This is a genomic window from Plantactinospora siamensis (genome assembly GCF_042434095.1).
Taxonomy (GTDB): Bacteria; Actinomycetota; Actinomycetes; order Mycobacteriales; family Micromonosporaceae; genus KBS50.
Window position 1 is genome coordinate 168610 of record NZ_JBHLUE010000034.1, and the last position, 18386, is coordinate 186995.

Below are 18386 nucleotides of genomic sequence, written 5' to 3' on the forward strand. Positions count from 1 at the left end.
TCCGGGGCTCCGGCGGGTCAGCTCCGGGATTCCGGCGGGTCGGGTCCGGGATCCGGCGGGTTGGATCCGGGGTTCCGGTGCCCGGGACCGGGCGAGGACGGACAATACGGGCAGGACGGGGGTCGTGATGAATCTGTTCACCGTGCTGCCCATGACGGTGGTGATGGTCGCCGGACCGCAGCTGATCACCGCGATCTTCCTGACCACCGGCCGCGACGTCCGGCGCGCCAGCCTGGCGTACCTGCTGGGGGCCGCCATCGGGGTGACCGCCGGGACCACCGTGGCGTACCTGATCTTCCGGCTCGTCCACACGGCCGGCGGGTCCGGTCACAAGGCCGGGATCGACCGGGCCATCGACTGGTTCGTCCTGGCGCTGCTGCTGGTGCTGCTGGTGCTGATCTTCGTACGGCGGCGGCGGTCCCGGCCACCGGCGTGGATGGGCAAGCTGCAGGATGCCAGCACCGGCCTGGCGTTCCGGCTGGGCCTACTGCTCCTGCTGGCCATGCCGAGCGACGTCCTCACGATGGTGTCGGTGAGCGCGAGCCTGGCCCGGCACGACCGGCCGTGGTGGCACCTGCTGCCCTTCATCCTGCTCACCCTGTTCTGGCTTGCCCTGCCGCTGCTGCTGGTGCTCGCCCTCGGCCGGCGGGCCGCGGGCGTCCTGCCCCGCATCCGCGACTGGACCAACAGCCATTCCTGGTTGGTCAACGAGTTCGTGATCCTGTTCTTCCTCGCCCTAGTCGGCTCCGACCTGGCGAAGTGACTCGGCCTCCCGAAGCGCGGACGCCTCGACATTGCTCGGCCTGGTGAACCTGGCGATGAGCCATTCGGCGCAAGCAGACGATGGCAGCTGAGCGGAGCATTCCGAACGTGCCAGCACTGGACGGTATGCACAAAGACGCAGAGCCGCGGAACGGAACGACGCTGCCACAGATTTCTGTCCCTGAGCCGGCGGCCGAACCGCATGGATCGGATATGGGTTTATTTGCGGGCGGGAGTGGACCACATCCGCCAGCGCTGCTCCGACCAGCGCTGCTCCAGTCCGTGCCGCCTCGGCCAGCGCCCTTCCGCCAGCGCTGCTCCGACCAGCGCCGCTCCGACCCGTGCCGCCCCGGCCAGCGCAGCTCGGGCCAGCGCCGCCCCGCCCGGGCGGCAGGCCACCCCGGCCGGGCGGCGGGCGGCGGGCGGCGGCCGGCGGGCGGCGGGCGGCGGGCGGCGGGCGGCGGGCGGCGGGCGGCGGGCGGCGGGCGGCGGGCGGCGGGCGGCGGGCGGCGGAATGGTCGCAGGTCGTCGCCGTAAAGGCGCTCCATCTGAAAATGCGCGTGGTGATCGGGGTCGGTATGCCGCTGATTTCTGAGATAATAGGCGAGTGCGCGGACAACTCAGTTTATTCGGCCGGGCGGAAATGGCGACGAGGCCTGATCGAGTCCGGGCACGCAATTATTCTCCTGCAGCAGAAGAGTTCCGTCGCGCACAGGCGCGGCGCCGCGCGTGGGGGCTCGCGAAACGGCACGCCGAGAAGCTTCACCGCAGCTATGCTGCCGGACCAAGTGCTATTTCGGCCGCTGATGCGCCGCTCGCGCCGATGATGCCGGCCCGGCGCGCCGAGAAGAGCGAACGACCCAACCAGACCCGGTACGCCGGCGGGCCCCGCCCGGTCAGCCTCGCCACCAGCGCCAGCGCCAGCGCCAGCGCCAGCGCCAGCGCCAGCACCAGCGCCACCGCCAACGCCACGACCAGCACCGTCACCAACGCCACCAACGCCACGACCAGCATCGACGCCAACGCCACGACCACCACCGAGGTCACGACCAGCCCCACCATCCGCGCCGAGGCCGAGCCGGCGTCCCCTCCGTCAGCGGAAGGCGCGCAGCCGGAGGCTGTTGGCCACCACGAAGACCGAGGAGAACGCCATGGCCGCGCCGGCAATCATCGGGTTGAGCAGCCCGGCCGCGGCCAGCGGCAGGGCTGCCACGTTGTAGGCAAAGGCCCAGAACAGGTTGCCGCGGATCGTCCCCAGCGTCCGGCGGGCCAGCCGGATCGCGTCCACCGCCGCCGTGAGGTCGCCGCGGACAAGCGTCAGGTCCGAGGCCTCGATGGCCACGTCGGCGCCGGTGCCCATGGCCAGCCCCAGGTCGGCCTGGGCCAGCGCCGCGGCGTCGTTGACCCCGTCGCCCACCATGGCCACCCGCCGGCCCTCGGCCTGGAGCCGGCGGACCACCGCCACCTTGTCGGACGGCAGCACCTCGGCGATCACCTCGGCGATGCCCACCTCGTCGGCCACCGCCCGGGCCACCGTCGAATTGTCGCCGGTGAGCAGCACCGGATCGAGGCCCAGCTCGCGCAGCCGGGTCACCGCGAGGCCGCTGCTGGGCTTCACCGTGTCGGCCACCGCGAGCACGCCCCGGGCCCGACCCGCCCAGCCGGCCAACACCGCCGTCCGGCCCGCGGCCTCGGCGGCCGCCGCGGCCCGCTCCACCTCCGGCGGTACGTCGAGTCCGCGCTCGCGCAGCAGCCGGAGCCGGCCCACCGTCACGGTGCGGCCGTCGACCTCGCCGGTCACCCCCAACCCCTCGACGTTACCGAAAGCGGTCACCGGTGGCAGTGCGGCCGCCGCGGTGGCGGCGGCCGGCGTGGTGGTGGCGGCCGGCGTGGTGGTGGCGGCCTTGGAGACACTGGGAATGGCGGCGACGACGCCACGCGAGGTGGCGGCGGCACCCGGGGTGGCGCCAGCACCCGAGGTTGCGGCGGCACCCGAGGTTGCGGCGGCACCCGAGGTTGCGGCGGCACCGGAGGTGGCGACGACGCCGCCCCGATTGGCCTCGGCAGCGCCGTCCGGAGCGACGGCCGCGGCGGCACCCCGGTTAGTGGCGACGCCGCCCCGATTGGCCTCGGCAACGCCGTCCGAAGCAACGGCCGCGGCGACGCCCGGAGTGGCGACGCCGCCGCCCGAAGCGGCGGCCACGGCAGCGCCCGGGGTGGGGGCGCCCGAAGCGGCGGCCGGGACGGGACCCGGGTTGACGGCGGCACCCCCCGAAGCGGCGGCCACGGCAGCGCCCGGGGTGGCGGCGCCCGAAGCGGCGACCGGGACGGCACCCGAAGCGGCGGCGGCAGAGACCGCGCCCGAACCGGCGGCCGGGACGGTGCCCGAACCGGCGGACGGGACGGTGCCCGAAGCGGCGGCGGCCGCTATGGCTCGGGCTATCGGGTGTTCCGAGGCGGCCTCCAGGGCGCCGGCCAGGCGCAGCAGCTCGGCCACATCCTCACCGTCGGCCGGCAGCACGTCCACCAGCGCCATCCGGCCGCTGGTGATCGTGCCGGTCTTGTCCAGCAGCACCGTGTCGACCCGGCGGGTCGATTCCAGCGCCTCGGGGCCCTTGATCAGGATGCCGAGTTGGGCGCCGCGGCCGGTGCCGACGAGCAGCGCCGTGGGGGTGGCCAGGCCGAGCGCGCACGGGCAGGCGATGATCAGCACGGCCACGGCCGCGGTGAACGCGGCCGTCGGTCCGGCGCCGGCGCCCAGCCACCAGCCGAGGGTGCCGACGGCCAGCGCGATCACGATGGGCACGAAGACCCCGGAGATCCGGTCGGCGAGCCGCTGCACGGCCGCCTTGCCCGATTGTGCCTCCTCGACCAGCCGGGCCATCTGGGCGAGCTGGGTGTCGCCGCCGACCCGGGTGGCCCGGACCACCAGCCGGCCACCGGCGTTGACGCAGGCGCCCACGACCGCGTCCCCGGGCCCCACCTCGACCGGCACCGACTCGCCGGTGAGCATGCTGGCGTCGACGGCCGAGGCGCCCTCCTCGACCACCCCGTCCGTGCCGATCTTCTCGCCCGGCCGGACCACGAACCGGTCGCCCACGACGAGCCGGTCGACCGGCATCCGTGTCTCCACCCCGTCCCGGAGCACGGCCACGTCCCGGGCGCCGAGTTCGAGCAGCGCCCGCAACGCGGCCCCGGCCACCCGCTTGGACCGGGCCTCGAAGTACCGGCCGGCCAGGATGAACACCGTCACCCCGGCAGCCGCCTCCAGGTAGATCTCGCCGGCGCCGTCGCCCCGGGTGATGGCGAACTGGAACGGGTGCGTCATGCCCGGCATCCCGGCGTCGCCGAGGAACAGCGCCCACACCGACCAGCCGAACGCGGCGAGCGTGCCGAGCGACACCAGGGTGTCCATGGTGGCCGCGCCGTGCCGCAGGTTGACGGCCGCGGCCCGGTGGAACGGCCATCCGCCGTACGCCACGACCGGCGCGGCAAGGGTGAGCGAGAGCCACTGCCAGTAGTCGAACTGCCAGGCCGGGACCATGGCCAGCGCGATCACCGGCACGGCCAGCGCCGCGGACACCCACAGCCGGGTACGCAGGCCGCGCAGCTCGTCCGCCGGCTCGGCCGGGGAGTCCCGGTCCGGCCCCGGCGCCGGTGGCAGCGCGGCCGTGTAGCCGGTCTTCTCCACGGTGGTGATGAGCTGCTCCGGGGTGACCCCGTCGGCGTACCGGACGTCCGCCTTCTCGGTGGCGTAGTTGACGCTGGCGCTCACCCCGTCCAGCCGGTTCAGCTTCTTCTCGATCCGGGCCGCGCAGGAGGCGCAGGTCATCCCCCCGATCGCCAGCTCGATCCGATTCGGTGCCATCGGTGCTGTTCCGCTCGTGGTCGTCATGGCCGCTCTCCTCAATCCTGCCCCGCCACGACCGTGAACTCCGCAGTGTGCACGGCGCCGCCGTGCCGGAAGTCCAGGAAGAGCCGGTACGTCCCGGCCGTGGGCACCTCGGCGAAGAAGGTCACCGCCGGGCCGGCCGCCGTCCGGCCGTCGCCGGGCCCGCCGTCCGGATGCACATGCAGGTACGCCAGGTCGCCGGCGCGCAGCGCCACCAGATGCCCGTACGCGCCGAGGTATGGCTGCAGGTCGGTGACCGGCCTGCCGCCCCGGCTGACCGTCAGGGTCAGCCGGCTGGTCCGGCCGGCCACGGGCGTGCCGGCCAGGGTGACCGTGTAACCGTCGACGGTGGAGACGGTGGCCGGCGCCGGAAGCGGGCGGGGCGTGAACGCGCCCGGCACCGCCAGGTCGAGGCCCAGCGTCCGGGCCGACCCCCCGGTCGGCTGGAAGTCTGCGAAGGCGCGCCAGCTGCCGGGCGCGGTCAGCGGGTCGGCCACCCGCCAGGTGCCGTCCGGGGACATCTCCGGGTGGACGTGCCGGAACCCGGAGAGGTCCCGGCGGACCACGATGAGGTGCATCCGCTTGTCGTGCCGCTCGTCGTACGCGGTGACGGCCCCGCCGCCCGGCCCGGTGATCCGGAAGGCGAGCTGGCCCGCGGCCGCGGCGACCGGGACCAGCGCGTAGCCGCCCTCGGCCACCTGCAGGCCGCCGGGGACGGCGTCCGCCGGATCCGACCCGGAACCGGCCGCGTCGTGCCCCCCGCCGGCCGCGTCGTGCCCGGAACCGGAACCGGAACCGGCAGCATCGTGTGCCGCGCCGGCCGCGTCGTGCCCGGAACCGGCAGCGTCCTTTCCAGCGCCGGCCGGATCGTGGCCGGAGCCGGCCGCATCGTGGCCGGCGGGTGCGGTCCCGTGCTGGGCCGACACGCGGCTGCCCGGCCCGGCGGCGTCCACCGGCCGGGTGACGCCGGCGACCGGCCCACCGACCCGGCCCACCCCGAACGCCGCGCCGAAGACCGCGGCGAGGCCGAGCGTCGCGCCGCCCAGCTTCAGCGCGTTGCCCATCGTGACCCCCATCCCGGCCGTCAGTCGTCGGCGAGCTCGTAGCCCGCCTCGTCGACGGCGTCGCGCACGGCGGCGGGATCCAGCGGGGCCTCGCTGGTGACGGCGACCCGGCCGTTTGCCAGGTCCACCTGGACGTCCCGGACCCCCGGCAGCGCGCCGATCTCGCCGCTGACCGCCCGTACGCAGTGCTCACAGGTCATGCCGCGGACGGTGAAGCTGTTGGTGACCATGACGGTTCTCCTCTCGGGTCCGTCTTCAACTTATACCCCCCTAGGGTATTAGCAAGGCGGATGTGCGCCGGATAACACGCGGAGGCACGTACCCCCAAGGGGTATGCGAACGGACCGTAACATACCCCCTGCGGGTAACGGCTATCCTTGACCCATGACCGCACCCAGCGCCCCGGCCGCCGGACCGACCCGGGGCTACACCGCCAGCAAGGACCAGCTGTCGGCCCGGCTGCGCCGGATCGAGGGTCAGGTACGAGGCATCAACAAGATGGTCGAGGACGACCGCTACTGCATCGACGTGCTGACCCAGATCTCGGCCATCCAGGCCGCGCTCGACAAGGTCGCCCTCGGCCTGCTCGACGGGCACGCCCGGCACTGCATGCGGGAGGGCGCGGCCGAGGGCCGGGCCGACGAGATGGCCGCCGAGATGATGGCCGCCGTCGGCCGCCTGATGAAGCGCGGCTGACGCCGGCGCCCGCGGCCGAGCTGACGCCGGCGCCCGCGGCCGAGCTGACGCCGGCGCCCGCGGCCGAGCTGACGCCGGCGCCCGCGGCCGGGCTGACGCCGGCGCCCGTGGCCGAGCCGGCGTCCCGACGGCACCGGCGCTCAGAGCCAGTTGCGGCGCCGGAACGCGAGGTAGAGGCCGCCGCAGACCAGGGCCATCAGGAGCAGCGCGAGCGGGTAGCCCAACCGCCAGCCCAGCTCGGGCATGTGCGTGAAGTTCATCCCGTAGACCGTGCCGATCAACGTGGGCGCGAACAGGATGGCCGCCCAGGCCGAGATCTTCTTGATCTCCTCGTTCTGCGCGAAGCCGGCCTCGGTGAGCCGCTTCATCTCCTCGTTCTGCTGCTGCCCCACCAGGGTGGCGTTGACCGCCAGCATGTTCTGCAGCAGCTGGCGGAACCCGTCCACCCGCTCCACCACCTGGGTCAGGTGGTCGGCCACGTCCCGCAGGTATCGGCGCAGTTCCTCACCGGTCTCGTACCGGGTGGCCCCGGCGTCCAGCGCGTCGAGCACCGCGGCCAGCGGCCGGGCCGCGCGCTGGAACTCGATCACCTCCCGGCTCAGCTCGTAGATCCGCCGGCTCGCCGTTGGCTCCCCGCCGAAGACCTCCGTCTCGATCTCGTCGATGTCGTTCTCCAGGCCGGACACCACCGGGATGTAACCGTCGACGACCTGGTCGAGGATCGCGTACAGCACGGCCTGGGGACCGGCCGCGAGCATCGTCGGCTCGCTCTCCATCCGGCGGCGCACGGCCGCCAGGTCGGGCGCCGCGCCGTGCCGGACCGTCACCACGAACCCGGGGCCGATGAAGACGTGCAGCTCGCTGAACCGGACCTCCTCGCGGGACTCCAGGTAGCGGGCCGCCAGCAGCACCACGAACACGGTGTCGCCGTACCGTTCCAGCTTGGGCCGCTGGTGCGCGGTGATCGCGTCCTCGACGGCCAGCTCGTGCAGCTTGAACTCGCGGGCCAGCGAGGCGATCTGGTCGGCGTCCGGCTGGTACAGCCCGATCCACGCCATCGCGTCGTCCTGATCGTGCAGGCAGCGGTACGTGTCGGCGAGTGTCGCCGGCGAGGCGCGGCGCTGGCCGCGGACGTACACGGCGGCGTCGATCACGGACATGGGGCCTCCCGGCGGCGAGCGCGGCCGGATACCCGTTTTGCCGCGTCAGATGCCTGGCATGCCCCCGCCGGGATCGGGAACGCGACCGGGGCAAGGGAAACCGAACCGAAGGAGAGCACGATGCCCTTCATCGCGGTCGGCGCGGAGAACTCCGCCCCCATCGACCTCTACTACACCGACTACGGGAGCGGTCCGCCGGTGGTGCTCATCCACGGGTACCCGCTGAGCGGCGCGGCCTGGGAAAAGCAGGTGCCCACCCTGCTCGGCGCCGGCTACCGGGTCATCACGTACGACCGGCGGGGTTTCGGCAACTCGGCGCAGCCCGGCAGCGGGTACGACTACGACACCTTCGCGTCCGACCTGAACACCCTGATGACCGAGCTCGACCTGCGGGACGCGGTGCTGATCGGCCACTCGATGGGGACCGGCGAGATCGCCCGGTATCTGGGCACGTACGGGTCGGCCCGGGTCAACCGGGCCGTCACGATCAGCACGCTCGGCCCGATGCTGCTGAAGACGGACGACAACCCCGAGGGGCTGGACCGGAGCCTCTTTGAGGGCTTTCTGGACGCCGCGGCCAGCGACCGGTACGCGTACCAGACGACGTTCCTGAACAACTTCTTCAACTGGCCGGACACCCGGGGCAAGCGGGTCAGCGAGGACGCGTACCGGGGCAACTGGAACCTCTCGGTCAGCGCGAGTCCGATCGCCACCTATGAGTGCATCAAGACCTGGATGACCGACTTCCGGGCCGACATACCGCGGATCGACGTACCGCTGCTGATCATCCACGGCAGCGCGGACAAGGTCCTGCCGTACCCGAACACGGCGCCCCGGCTGCACGAGATGCTGCCGGACAGCCAGCTCGTCACCCTGCAGGACGCGCCGCATGCCATTCCGTGGACCCACCCCGAGGAGGTCAACGGGGCGATCATGCAGTTCATCGGCGCGCCCGAACCGGCGATGGCGCGCTGAGCGCGGGTATCCTCCGTCGCGGGCGAGCAGCCCGCGGCGGTGGGGCCCGCCGCCCCCGCCGACCGGCGGGAGGACCGCGGCGCACGCCGCCAACGGTCCCTACCAGAGCCCTCGATGACTGGTAGGAGCGCGCCGTGCGACCCGATCGACCACCGACCGACCCCGATGTCGACCTCCATGTCGCGCCCCAGCGCGCCGAGCTGGCCCGCGGGCGCGGCAGCCTGCTTGCGGCCATCGCCGCCGGCGGCGTGCTCGGCGCGCTCGCCCGGTACGGCCTGAGCCTCGCCTGGCCGCACCGGCCCGGCAGCTTCCCCTGGGCCACCTTCGGCACCAACGTCTCCGGCTGCCTGCTCATCGGCGTGCTCATGGTGCTGATCACCGAGACCTGGGCGGCGCCCCGGCTGACCCGCCCGTTCCTCGGGGTCGGCGTGCTCGGCGGCTACACCACGTTCTCGACGTACGCGGTCGACATCCAGCAGGGCGTCGCGGCCGGACACCCCCGGACGGCGCTGCTCTACCTCGCCGCGACGGTGCTGGCGGCCCTGGTCGCGGTCCGCGCCGGCATGGTCCTCGCCCGCCTGGCCACCGGCGCGCCGCGTGTTCCGGCCGGCGGCGTCCGGTGATCAGCGTGCTGCTGGTGGCGCTCGGCGCCGCGATCGGCGCGCCGCTGCGCTACCTGGTGGACCGGGCGGTGCAGGCCCGCCACGACTCGGCCTTCCCCTGGGGCACCCTCGCGGTGAACGTCGGCGGCTCGCTGATCCTCGGCGTGCTCATCGGCGGCGCCGCCGCGGGCGGGGTGCCCGGTTCGGTGGTGACCCTGCTCGGCACCGGCCTGTGCGGGGCGCTGAGCACCTACTCCACGTTCGGCTACGAGACCGTCCGGCTGTTCGAGGACGGCGACCGCTTTCACGCGCTGCTCAACGTGGTCGCGAGCGTGGTGGCCGGCCTGGGCGCCGCCTTCGCCGGCGTCACCCTCGCCGAGGCCATCTGGCCGGCCTGACCATCCGTCCAGCGCCGACCATCCGTCCAGCGCCGACCATCCGTCCAGCGCCGAGGGGCTAGCGGCGGAGCGTGGAGGCGGTAACCGAGGGGTTGCGGGCGCCCAGGAAGAAGATGCCGGGGAGGCCGGCCGTCTCGAACTTGGCGCTCGGGTTGCCGCGCAGCGTCGAGTTCTCGATCCGCATCGTGCCGGTCCGGTTGTTGCTCACGAAGAAGACCGCGCCGCCGCCCTCGTTGGCGTGGTTGCCCGTGATGACCGTCCCGGCGATCCGCACCGTGAACTCGTTGCCGTCGCAGTAGATCGCCCCGCCGCTGCCGCCGCCGGGCGTGCCGCCCTTCGCCGGGTTGGCGCCGTTGCCGATCGCCGAGTTGCCGGTCAGCGCGCTGTTGAGGAAGACCCAGGACACCCCGATGCTGCTGGTGGCGCCGCCGTTCGAACACCGCCCGCCGGAGAACGTGCTGCGTACGACGTACACCGGCCGGTTCTCGTACTGGCTGAGCACCCGCAGCGCCGCGCCGCCCAGGTCGGGCCCGGTGGTGTCGCAGCGGTTGGCGGTGAACCGGGAGTTCACCACCCGGAACTGTCCACCCCGGACGAAGATCGCGCCCCCGCCGCCGCCCTCGGTCCGGTCCCCGGTGGAGTTGCCGCCGGTGAACGCGAGGTTCTGCACCACGACCTGCGGACTGGCCTGGTTCTGGCAGTGCGAGGTGGTCCATCCTTGCGCCTGGTCACAGGTGTTCAGGTAGAGGATCCGCCGGTTGCCACCGCCGCTGAGCGTGACCAGGCCCCCGCCGTCCAGCACCACCCGGGAGCTGGCGTTGCGTACCTTCGCGGTGGCGGTCATCGTGATGGTCACCGGCGCCGGTCCGCAGTTGAAGGTGATGACCCCACCGGCCGCCACGGCCGCCACCACCGCCCGGGAGGTGCAGCTGGCGGGCGTACCGGTGCCGATCCGCCGGGTGGGGTGGCTGGTGTCCACGGCCCTCGCCTCGGCCGGCACGCTCGCGTGCCCGGACGGGTTGCCGGCCTTGAACGCGGCCGCCGCCGGCCGGCTCGGCGAGGGTCGCGGCGAGCCGCTCGGGCTGGGCGCCGCGGCCGACGGGGACGCCGGGTCCGCCGCGGCCGAGGTGGGGGCGACGCTGCCGGCCACGAACGTGGGCCGCCCGGGCTCGCCCTTGGCGCCACAGCCGGCGAGCGCGAGGCCGGCCGCGCAGAGGACGGCGGCGAGCGCGGGGAGGGTACGAGAACGCACCCGACGATGCTAGGCAACCTCGCCGCCCCCCGCGACCTCCCCGCCCAGTCTTAACCCGCCCCTAAGCCTGATCACCCCACCCGACGCGGTTGGGGGGCTCCTCAGCGGGCCGGTTGGGCGAGGCGGGACTGCAGGTCGGCGGCGGTCAGGTCGGCCAGGAAGACCGGGCCGCCCGGTTCCTGCCGCCGGCCACCGTGCCGCAGGTCGCCCGCGTCGACCGGTTGGAAGCCGAGCTGCTCGACCAGGTCCATCACCGTCCGCTTGGCCGGCTCGTCGTCCCCGGCCACCGGGATGCCGTACCGCTCCAACGCGCCGGCCTCGTGGGCGTAGTCACGCAGGTGATCCCAGCGCATCGTGTTGAAGGCCTTGACCACCCGGCTGCCCGGCAGCTGCCGCTGGATCACCTCGCTGCTGCCCAGCGCGCCGCCGTCGAGCTCCGGCGCCGGGCCGTCCCGGTCCGGCTGGTGGTTGGTGGTGTCGATGACGATCCGGCCGCTCAGCAGCGCCGCCGGCAGCTCGCGGCGCCGCCCGAACGGGATGGCGAGCACCACCACCGGGCCGAAGGTGGCCGCGCCCGGCACGGTCGTGGCCCGCACCCGGCCCAGCTCGTTGGCGACCGGGGCCAGGGTCCCGGGGTCGCGGGAGTTGGCCACCATCACCTCGTGGCCGGCCGCCGCGAAGTGCCGCGCGAGCGTGCTGCCGATCCGGCCGCAGCCCAGGATTCCGATGCGCACCCGACCCCCTTCCGGCGCGCCCGGTTACCCGGCCTCGACCAGGGCAAACAGCCCGGACCGGGCCGAGGCGTTCCGGCCGCCGCCTCACCCGGGCAGGTAGCACGATCACCCGGACATGCTGCGACCGCCGATCGAGCCGATGCTCGCCCGGACCCTGCCGGAGCTGCCCGCGCCGGCGTCCTGCCCGGGCGGTTGCCTGCTGGAACCGAAGTTCGACGGGTTCCGGGTGCTGGCCTTCCGCGACTCCCGCGGGGTCTACCTGCAGTCCCGGGCCGGGCGACCGCTGCACGGCTACTTCCCGGAGGTGGTCGAGGCGGTGGCCGCCGCCGTACCGGCCGGCAGCGTCCTGGACGGCGAACTGGTCGTCTGGGCCGGCGACCGGACGAGCTTCGCCCGGCTCCAGCAGCGGCTGTCGGCCGGCGGCCGCCTGCCCGGGCTGGCCCGCCGGCACCCCGCCCACGTGGTGTGCTTCGACCTGCTCGAACACCCCGGCGAGGTGCTGCTGGACCGCCCCCTCACCTACCGCCGGAAGGCCCTGGCCGGGCTGCTGGCCGCCGCGCCGCCGCAGCTGGCCCTCTGCCCGCAGACCACGGACCCGGACGTGGCGGCCCGGTGGCTCGCCGACTGGGTTCCGGTCGGGGTGGAGGGGCTGCTGGTCAAGGCCGCCGCCGGCCGGTACCGGCCGGGACGGCGGGGCTGGGGCAAGTACCGCTACCGCTCCACCACCGAGGCCGTGGTGGGCGGCTTCACCGGCGAGCTGGACACGCTGCTCTACGGCCGGTACGACCACGACGGCCGGCTCCGGTACGTCGGCCGGAGCGGTCCGCTCGCCCCCGCGCAGCGCCGGGAGATCGCCCCGCTGCTGCGCCCCGCGGTGCGCCACCCGTGGCCGCGCCCGCTGCCGGCCGCCTGGTCCGGCCGGCTGCCCCGCCCCGAGCCGCTGCCGTACGAGCCGGTCGAGCCCACCGTGGTGGCCGAGATCTCGCATGACACGGCGTACGAATGGCACCGCTTCCGGCACGGCGTCCGGCACGTCCGGGTCCGCGCCGACCTGCGGGATGTCGACGTGCCCCGGCTGGAGGACGGCGCGGCCGACCCCGGCACCGGCCCGGCGGCCTGACGCGGGACGGTCCCGCGGCCGCGACCTCCCCGTCCGGACGCCGAGCGGGTCAGCCGCCCTCGGGATGCTCGGTGGCCTGCCAACGCACCAGCTCGCCGCCCTCGCCGGCGCGCTGCTTCGGCGTCTCGATCCCGGTGAACCGGCCCGAGCCGGCGGCCAGGTCGGGGTGGTCGACGGCGAGCGCCAGCGCGACCGCCTCCTCCAGGCTCAGCCGGGCCCCCTCGGCGTACGCGGCGTCGAAGGCGCGATCGCCGAGCACCTCGCGGACCGCCGCCTGCTCCCGCAGCCAGTAGCTGCTGTAGATGCCGGGCGCGCACCGCAGCGCCGTGCCGGCCGCCTGCGCCGCGCCGAACAGCCGGGCCGCGAGCACCGGCTCGGCGCCCCAGGCGCAGCGCACCGCCATGGCCGTGAGGGTGTCACAGGCCCGGCCGTGGAAGCCGTGGTTCATCCGCGACCGCAGCGCCACCACCAGGTGATCGTGCGCGGCCACCAGGTCGCCGCGAGCCAGCGCCACCATCCCGAGCACCATGTCCACGGAGCGCCGGCCGCGCTCGACGGGCAGCGCCGTCTCGATCGGTCGGGCCGAGGCGAGCAACTCGGCCGCCTCCTCCAGCGCCCCGCGCCGCCACAGCAGCTCGGCCAGCCGGAAGATGGCGAACAGCGCGTCGCCGGGCACGCCGTTGTCGTCGGCCCAGCCGATCACCTCGCGACAGACCCGCTCGGCCTCGGTGAACTGGGCCATGTCGATCAGCGGCGCGGCCCGACCGGCCAGCACCCGGGCCAGCAGGCCGGCGTCGCCGGCCCGCCGCGCCGCGGCCTCGGCCCGCTGCGAGAACCGCAGCTCCTCGGCCAGCTCACCGTCCGCGCCGGCCTGCAGCGAGTGCATATGGTACGTCGCGGCCAGCTCGGCCTCGGGGATCTGCTCCCCGGTCTCGGCGATCCGGCCATAGAGCCGGAACAGCCACAGCCGACCCTCCCGGGCCAGCCCGCGCTCCCGCCACCAGTGACCGAGGCCGGCGGCCAGCTGCAGGCCGTTCCGGGCGCTTCCGCGGGTGGCCGTCCAGCGCAGCGCCGCGCGCAGCTCGTCGGCGAGCGGATCGAGCGCGTACAGCGACAGCGTGACCGGCTGGCCGTCCGAGCCCAGGCCCGCGCGCCGCAACGCGTGCAGGCACCAGGCCACGTGGCGGTTGCGCGCCGTCTCCTCCTCGCCCGCGTCGGCCAGCCGGCGGGCCGCGTACGCGCGGATCGGGTCGAGCATCCGGTAGGTGCTCCCGGAGGCGTGCGGCTCGGCCTGCACCATCGACTTGTCCACCAGCACCGACAACGCGTCGAGCGGGTCGTCGTCCTCCATCAGCCACTCCACGGTGGCCAGATCCACCGGCCCGGAGAACACCGCCAGCCAGCGCAGCAGCCGGGCGGACCGCGGGCTGAGGGTGCGGTACGACCAGGTGACGGTGGCCTGCATGGTGACGTGCCGCTGGATGGCCGAGCGCTGGGCGGCGCGGACGCCCGGCACCGGCGCGCCGCCCATGGCGGCGGCCGCCAGGTCCACCGTGTCGTGCTGGTTGCCCATCCACCGGCGGCCGTTGGCCACCGGCCGCTCGGGCCCCTCCCGCCCGGCGTCGAGCGCCCCCAGCACGTCGTCGAGCCGCTCGGCGAGCTGGCCGGCCGACAGCACCCGGAGCCGCGCGGCGGCCAGCTCGATGGCCAGTGGCAACCCGTCGAGCCGGGCGGCCACCCGCTGCAACCCGTCGATCTCCGCCGAGCCGGCGGGCCGGCCACCGCGGGCGGCGGCCGTGCGGTCCAGCAGCAGCGCGAGCGCGTCGCTGGGAGAACCGTCCGGGCCGGGCTCGCCGGAGAGCGGCGGGATCCGCCAGACCACCTCGCCGGGCAGCCCGAACGACTCGCGGCTGGTGGCCAGCACCCGTACCCCGCCACCGCCGGCCAGCAGCCGGGAGATCACCTCGGCCGTGGCGGCCGGTTGGGCGTCGCAGGTGTCCAGCACGAACAGCACCCGGCGGGACGCCGCGTACTCGACCAGCGTCTCCACCATGGGGCGGCCGGGTTCCGGCCGGAGCCCGAGCACGGCGGCGATGGCGAACGCCACCAGCCCGGGATCGGTGACCGTCGCCACGTCCACGAACCAGACCCCGTCCGGATGCGCCTCCACCACGCCGGCGGCGACCTCGACGGCCAGCCGGGTCTTGCCGGCGCCGCCCGCGCCCACCACGGTGACCAGCCGGTTGGCCTGGGTGAGCCGGCGCAGCTCGGACCGCTCGGCGCCCCGGCCCACGAACGAGGTGGCCTGGGTGGGCAGGTTGTGCGGGATGTTGTCGGCGGTCCGCGGCCGGGGGAACTGCCGTTCCAGGCCCGGCGCCACCAGTTGGAACAGCCGCTCCCGGTCGTCGAAGCCGCGCAGCCGGTGCAGGCCGAGATCCAGCAGCGAGACGCCCGGGGGCAGCGGCGTGGCGTACCGGGCCGTGGCGCCCGAGCAGAGCACCTGGCCGCCGTGCGCGGCCGCGGCGATCCGCGCGGCCCGGTGCACCTCGGCGCTCGCGTACTCGCCCGCCATCGGTTCGGCGTGCCCGGTGTGCAGTCCCATCCGGACCCGCGGCACTGAGTCGGGGGTGGGCCAGTCGTGCTCGGCGAGCGCCCGCTGGGCCGCCAGGCAGGCGTCCAGCGCGGCCGAGGCGTCGGGGAACGCCACGAAGAACGAGTCACCCTCGGTGAACAGCTCGGTTCCGCCGCTGGCCGCGAGGGTGGTCCGCAGCAGGCGTCGGTGTTCGCTGAGCACCGGCCGGTAGCCGGCACCGAGCATCTGGGCCAACCGCGTGGAGCCCTCGATGTCGGTGAACAGGAAGGTCACCAGGCCGCTGGGCAGGTGATTCCGTGCCGACATGCGTCGAACCTCCGCCCCCTGGCAGTCGCGTACATGCTGCCGCACAACGGCTTCCCGGCGCATCGTAGAAACGGGTGGCCCGCGGCGTACCAAGGTGCCAACCGGTGATCGCGTGAGGTTCTCGACCAAGCGACCCTACCCGCGCCGACCAGGCGAGAAGCGACAACCTAGGAAATCACGGACGCCGGGCGGTCAGCAACCACACCCGCCGCCGCAGCAACCGCCGCCGGCCGGCGCACCCACCGGGCCGGCGGCCCCGCCGCCCCGCCCGGTCACGGCCACCGTGGACAGCAGCTTCACCGTGTCACCGTGCCCGCTCGGGCAGGCGGCCGGCGCGGACGCCTCGGACATCGGGCGGTTCACCTCAAACGTATCGCCGCAGGCACGGCAGCGGAACTCGTAACGGGGCATGCGCCAAGGGTACGACCGCACCTGACGATCTCGGTGCCATGGGGAATACTCTTCTGCCGTGGTGGATGGCGAACAGCACCGTCGGGAGGCGTACCGGCTCCGGCCGGCGGTGCCCGGACAGCGACGCCCGGCCGACCCCGCCGGACCACCGGCGCAGCTCCCGCCCACCACCGCGACGACCGAGCCGGCCGGCAAGTCCGCGGCCGCCGCCGGGTCGCCCACCGCGCCGATCGAGCCGGCCGGCGAATCCGCGGCGACCGAGCCGGCCTCCATGGTGGAAGTTCCGCCGACCGGGGCCGCCGCGACGGCCGCGACCCGGTCCCGCCGTCGGGTCCGGTTCGCCCACGCCGTGCGCAGGGTGCCGCCGGGCCGCGCGGCCATCCTCGCCGGTCGGCAGGTGCGGTCCTGGTCCCGCCGGCCCGCCGGCCGGGTGGCGGTGCCGGCGACGCTGCTGCTGATCGTGGTGGCGGCCACCGGCGCGGCCGGGGCGCTGGTCGTGCCCACCGCGCTCCGGTCGCCGCGGCCGGTGGCCGCCGACTCCCCCGCGCCGGTCGCCACCTCCGCGCCGGCCGATGCCACCACCGTGCCGGTCATCCCCGCGCCCACCGGACCGCTGCCGACCACCGGCGCGGCGGTGCCACCGCCGGGCGCCACCGGCGCGCCGCCGGCGGCCCACCCCGCCGAGGCGCTGGCCGGGTGGGCCCGGCAGACCTCGGCCAAGGTGCAGGTCCCGGTCACGGCCCTGCAGGCGTACGGGTACGCCGAGCTGGTCCTCGGCCGCACCAAGCCGGCGTGCGGGCTGACCTGGACCACGCTGGCCGCGATCGGCAAGGTCGAGTCGGACCACGGCTCGGCCAACGGCTCGAGGTTGCAGCCGGACGGCCGGGTGCAGCCCCCGATCATCGGCCTGCCGCTGGACGGCCAGGGCGGCCGGCAGCGGATCGCCGACACCGACGGCGGCACCCTCGACGGCGACAAGCAGTTCGACCGGGCGCTCGGCCCGATGCAGTTCATCCCGTCGACCTGGCGCACCTCCGGCGTGGACGCCGACAACGACGGCCAGGCGGACCCGCAGGATCTCAACGACGCGGCGCTCGCGGCCGCCAACTACCTCTGCGCCCAGGGCCGGAACCTCAGCATCGTGGAGGACTGGTGGGCCGCCATCCTGTCGTACAACGAGGTCCAGCCGTACGCCCGGCAGGTCTATGACGCGGCCAACCAGTACGGTTCGGCCAGCCGCGCGTAGCGGCACGTCCGCCCCACATTGACGGACCGGGCACTTCCCTGCGGCGGGTGATGGCGGCAAGCTGTACGGGTGATGGTGCGCGAGTGGGATCCACGAACCGCGTCCGCCGCCGAGGTCGCGTCGCTGCTCGACGCGCTCAACGCGGTTCTCGCGGCCGACCTGCCCGACGACCCGCCCTGGCACGACGCCGCGCTACGCGAATATCTCTCCGAGGTCATGCCGGGTGAGCGGCGCATCTGCTGGATCGCCCAGGAGGAGCCCGGCCCCGACGGCCGGCCCGGCCGGATCACCGGCCAGGTGCACGTGCTGCTGCTCGGCGACATCGGCGTCATCGACCTGATGGTGCACCCCGACCTGCGGCGCACCGGCCTGGGCCGGCGGCTGCTGGCCACCGCCGCCCACCGGGTCTATCAGGAGGGCTTCAGCGCGCTCGGCGTCGAGGTGCCGGGCGGGACGCCGGCCGTCGGCTTCTACTCGTCCCTGGGCTTCACCCGCGAGTACGTCGAGACCCGCAGCGTGCTGCGGCTGTCTTCGGTGGACTGGGCCGGCGTGTCGGACATGGCCGACGAGGTGAGCCCCGGCTACCACCTCGAGTTCTGCCCGGGCGGCCCACCCGAGGAGCTGATCGAGGCGTACGCCCGGGCCAAGGCCGAGGCCCGGGACGAGGAGGAGGGCGGCGACCTCGAGCTGCGCCCCAGCTCGTACGATCCGCAGCGGCTCCGGGACAGCCTCGACTGCCTGCACCGGCGCGGCATGAAGCCGTACATCGTGCTGGCCCACCATGAGCGCACCGGCCGGGTGGCCGCGCTGACCGAGGTGGTGGTGCCGGCGCAGCACCCCACCCGGGCCGACCAGTACGACACGATCGTCGGCCGGGAGCACCGCGGCTTCGGGATCGACCGGGCGATCAAGGCCCGCATGCTGCTGGAGCTGCGCTCGGCCGAGCCGAAGCTGGCCGAGGTGCAGACCTGGAACGCCGAGGCCAACGAGCAGATGCGGCGGGTCAACGCCGAGCTGGGCTTCGCGCCGGACCGCGAATGGTGCGAGTACGGCGTGGACGTTGGCGAACTGGTGCACCGGCTCGACGCGAACGGATGAAAACCCTGGCCGAGCCGCTGATGTTCGCCCGCGGTATGGACGCCGGTAACGCGAAGCCTCTACCGTGCGTGGGTTCC

General features: G+C 74.6%; 17 protein-coding genes and 1 pseudogene. 8 read left to right on the forward strand and 10 right to left on the reverse strand.

Annotated elements, in window-relative coordinates:
* Nucleotides 1–127 precede the first annotated feature (127 nt).
* On the forward strand, nucleotides 128–763 hold the full coding sequence (locus ACFFHU_RS29885; RefSeq protein WP_377343829.1) for a GAP family protein: 636 nt from the start codon (nucleotides 128–130) through the stop codon (nucleotides 761–763).
* A 770-nt stretch (nucleotides 764–1533) separates the two neighbouring features.
* Here the strand turns inward: ACFFHU_RS29885 and ACFFHU_RS29890 are convergent.
* The 5 genes and pseudogenes from ACFFHU_RS29890 to ACFFHU_RS29905 all read right to left on the reverse strand — a co-directional run bounded on the left by ACFFHU_RS29890 (nucleotide 1534) and on the right by ACFFHU_RS29905 (nucleotide 5948).
* Entirely contained in the window at nucleotides 1534–1824 is a 291-nt protein-coding gene (locus ACFFHU_RS29890) for a hypothetical protein (protein WP_377343831.1), read from the reverse strand.
* Between the two features lie 31 nt (nucleotides 1825–1855).
* Nucleotides 1856–3298, reverse strand: a complete 1443-nt coding sequence (locus ACFFHU_RS31740) for an HAD-IC family P-type ATPase (RefSeq protein WP_446687015.1) — start codon at nucleotides 3296–3298, stop codon at nucleotides 1856–1858.
* 6 nt (nucleotides 3299–3304) lie between these two features.
* Nucleotides 3305–4657, reverse strand: a pseudogene (locus ACFFHU_RS31745) (heavy metal translocating P-type ATPase); the annotation flags it as partial.
* A gap of 11 nt (nucleotides 4658–4668) precedes the next feature.
* Nucleotides 4669–5718 carry a DUF8832 domain-containing protein gene (locus ACFFHU_RS29900; protein ID WP_377343833.1) on the reverse strand — a complete coding sequence of 350 codons (1050 nt, stop codon included), beginning with the start codon at nucleotides 5716–5718 and terminating at the stop codon, nucleotides 4669–4671.
* 20 nt (nucleotides 5719–5738) lie between these two features.
* Entirely contained in the window at nucleotides 5739–5948 is a 210-nt protein-coding gene (locus ACFFHU_RS29905) for a heavy-metal-associated domain-containing protein (protein ID WP_377343834.1), read from the reverse strand.
* A gap of 154 nt (nucleotides 5949–6102) precedes the next feature.
* On the opposite strand from ACFFHU_RS29905, the gene ACFFHU_RS29910 reads away from it, so the two are divergent.
* Nucleotides 6103–6414 (forward strand): metal-sensitive transcriptional regulator, encoded by a 312-nt coding sequence (locus ACFFHU_RS29910; protein ID WP_377343835.1) that lies wholly within the window; start codon nucleotides 6103–6105, stop codon nucleotides 6412–6414.
* Between the two features lie 140 nt (nucleotides 6415–6554).
* Here the strand turns inward: ACFFHU_RS29910 and corA are convergent, their stop codons facing one another.
* Entirely contained in the window at nucleotides 6555–7574 is a 1020-nt protein-coding gene (gene corA, locus ACFFHU_RS29915) for a magnesium/cobalt transporter CorA (RefSeq protein ID WP_377343836.1), read from the reverse strand.
* A gap of 120 nt (nucleotides 7575–7694) precedes the next feature.
* Here corA and ACFFHU_RS29920 point away from each other — a divergent pair, with 120 nt between their 5' ends.
* The 3 genes from ACFFHU_RS29920 to crcB (ACFFHU_RS29930) all read left to right on the forward strand — a co-directional run bounded on the left by ACFFHU_RS29920 (nucleotide 7695) and on the right by crcB (ACFFHU_RS29930) (nucleotide 9549).
* Entirely contained in the window at nucleotides 7695–8549 is an 855-nt protein-coding gene (locus ACFFHU_RS29920) for an alpha/beta fold hydrolase (protein ID WP_377343837.1), read from the forward strand.
* Between the two features lie 134 nt (nucleotides 8550–8683).
* Nucleotides 8684–9172: a fluoride efflux transporter CrcB gene (gene crcB, locus ACFFHU_RS29925; RefSeq protein WP_377343838.1), complete on the forward strand. Its 489-nt coding sequence runs from the start codon at nucleotides 8684–8686 to the stop codon at nucleotides 9170–9172.
* Nucleotides 9172–9549: a fluoride efflux transporter CrcB gene (gene crcB, locus ACFFHU_RS29930; protein ID WP_377344070.1), complete on the forward strand. Its 378-nt coding sequence runs from the start codon at nucleotides 9172–9174 to the stop codon at nucleotides 9547–9549. Before crcB (ACFFHU_RS29925) ends, crcB (ACFFHU_RS29930) begins: the two co-directional genes overlap by 1 nt.
* A 58-nt stretch (nucleotides 9550–9607) precedes the next feature.
* Here the strand turns inward: crcB (ACFFHU_RS29930) and ACFFHU_RS29935 are convergent, their stop codons facing one another.
* Together ACFFHU_RS29935 and ACFFHU_RS29940 are read right to left on the reverse strand one after the other, a co-directional pair.
* The gene (locus tag ACFFHU_RS29935; RefSeq protein WP_377343839.1) at nucleotides 9608–10801 is read right to left on the reverse strand and encodes a hypothetical protein; all 1194 of its coding nucleotides are present in this window, start codon (nucleotides 10799–10801) and stop codon (nucleotides 9608–9610) included.
* A gap of 101 nt (nucleotides 10802–10902) precedes the next feature.
* Nucleotides 10903–11535 carry an NADPH-dependent F420 reductase gene (locus ACFFHU_RS29940; protein WP_377343840.1) on the reverse strand — a complete coding sequence of 211 codons (633 nt, stop codon included), beginning with the start codon at nucleotides 11533–11535 and terminating at the stop codon, nucleotides 10903–10905.
* Between the two features lie 115 nt (nucleotides 11536–11650).
* Here ACFFHU_RS29940 and ACFFHU_RS29945 point away from each other — a divergent pair, with 115 nt between their 5' ends.
* Nucleotides 11651–12655, forward strand: a complete 1005-nt coding sequence (locus tag ACFFHU_RS29945; protein ID WP_377343841.1) for an ATP-dependent DNA ligase — start codon at nucleotides 11651–11653, stop codon at nucleotides 12653–12655.
* Between the two features lie 49 nt (nucleotides 12656–12704).
* On the opposite strand, the gene ACFFHU_RS29950 is transcribed toward ACFFHU_RS29945, so the two are convergent.
* Together ACFFHU_RS29950 and ACFFHU_RS29955 are read right to left on the reverse strand one after the other, a co-directional pair.
* A complete protein-coding gene (locus ACFFHU_RS29950) occupies nucleotides 12705–15554 on the reverse strand; it encodes an ATP-binding protein (RefSeq protein WP_377343842.1) in 2850 nt (949 codons plus the stop codon).
* Between the two features lie 192 nt (nucleotides 15555–15746).
* Complete coding sequence (locus ACFFHU_RS29955) at nucleotides 15747–15965, reverse strand: FmdB family zinc ribbon protein (RefSeq protein WP_377343844.1); 219 nt, start codon at nucleotides 15963–15965, stop codon at nucleotides 15747–15749.
* A 58-nt stretch (nucleotides 15966–16023) separates the two neighbouring features.
* Between ACFFHU_RS29955 and ACFFHU_RS29960 the strand changes: the two genes are divergently transcribed.
* Nucleotides 16024–17211, forward strand: coding sequence for a lytic murein transglycosylase (locus ACFFHU_RS29960; RefSeq protein WP_377343845.1), 1188 nt, complete (start codon nucleotides 16024–16026; stop codon nucleotides 17209–17211).
* A gap of 72 nt (nucleotides 17212–17283) precedes the next feature.
* Nucleotides 17284–18309: a GNAT family N-acetyltransferase gene (locus ACFFHU_RS29965; RefSeq protein WP_377344071.1), complete on the forward strand. Its 1026-nt coding sequence runs from the start codon at nucleotides 17284–17286 to the stop codon at nucleotides 18307–18309.
* Nucleotides 18310–18386 lie beyond the last annotated feature (77 nt).

Bases quoted from the DNA above. Each gene is read 5' to 3' on its own strand.
- ACFFHU_RS29910 (WP_377343835.1), top strand. From the start codon at position 6,103: ATGACCGCACCCAGCGCCCCGGCCGCCGGACCGACCCGGGGCTACACC.
- ACFFHU_RS29920 (WP_377343837.1), top strand. From the start codon at position 7,695: ATGCCCTTCATCGCGGTCGGCGCGGAGAACTCCGCCCCCATCGACCTC.
- corA (WP_377343836.1), bottom strand. From the start codon at position 7,574: ATGTCCGTGATCGACGCCGCCGTGTACGTCCGCGGCCAGCGCCGCGCC.
- ACFFHU_RS29900 (WP_377343833.1), bottom strand. From the start codon at position 5,718: ATGGGCAACGCGCTGAAGCTGGGCGGCGCGACGCTCGGCCTCGCCGCG.
- ACFFHU_RS29890 (WP_377343831.1), bottom strand. From the start codon at position 1,824: ATGGTGGGGCTGGTCGTGACCTCGGTGGTGGTCGTGGCGTTGGCGTCG.
- ACFFHU_RS29965 (WP_377344071.1), top strand. From the start codon at position 17,284: ATGGTGCGCGAGTGGGATCCACGAACCGCGTCCGCCGCCGAGGTCGCG.
- ACFFHU_RS31740 (WP_446687015.1), bottom strand. From the start codon at position 3,298: ATGGCGCTGGTGGACGTGCTGCCGGCCGACGGTGAGGATGTGGCCGAG.
- ACFFHU_RS29905 (WP_377343834.1), bottom strand. From the start codon at position 5,948: ATGGTCACCAACAGCTTCACCGTCCGCGGCATGACCTGTGAGCACTGC.
- ACFFHU_RS29950 (WP_377343842.1), bottom strand. From the start codon at position 15,554: ATGTCGGCACGGAATCACCTGCCCAGCGGCCTGGTGACCTTCCTGTTC.
- ACFFHU_RS29955 (WP_377343844.1), bottom strand. From the start codon at position 15,965: ATGCCCCGTTACGAGTTCCGCTGCCGTGCCTGCGGCGATACGTTTGAG.
- ACFFHU_RS29885 (WP_377343829.1), top strand. From the start codon at position 128: ATGAATCTGTTCACCGTGCTGCCCATGACGGTGGTGATGGTCGCCGGA.
- ACFFHU_RS29945 (WP_377343841.1), top strand. From the start codon at position 11,651: ATGCTGCGACCGCCGATCGAGCCGATGCTCGCCCGGACCCTGCCGGAG.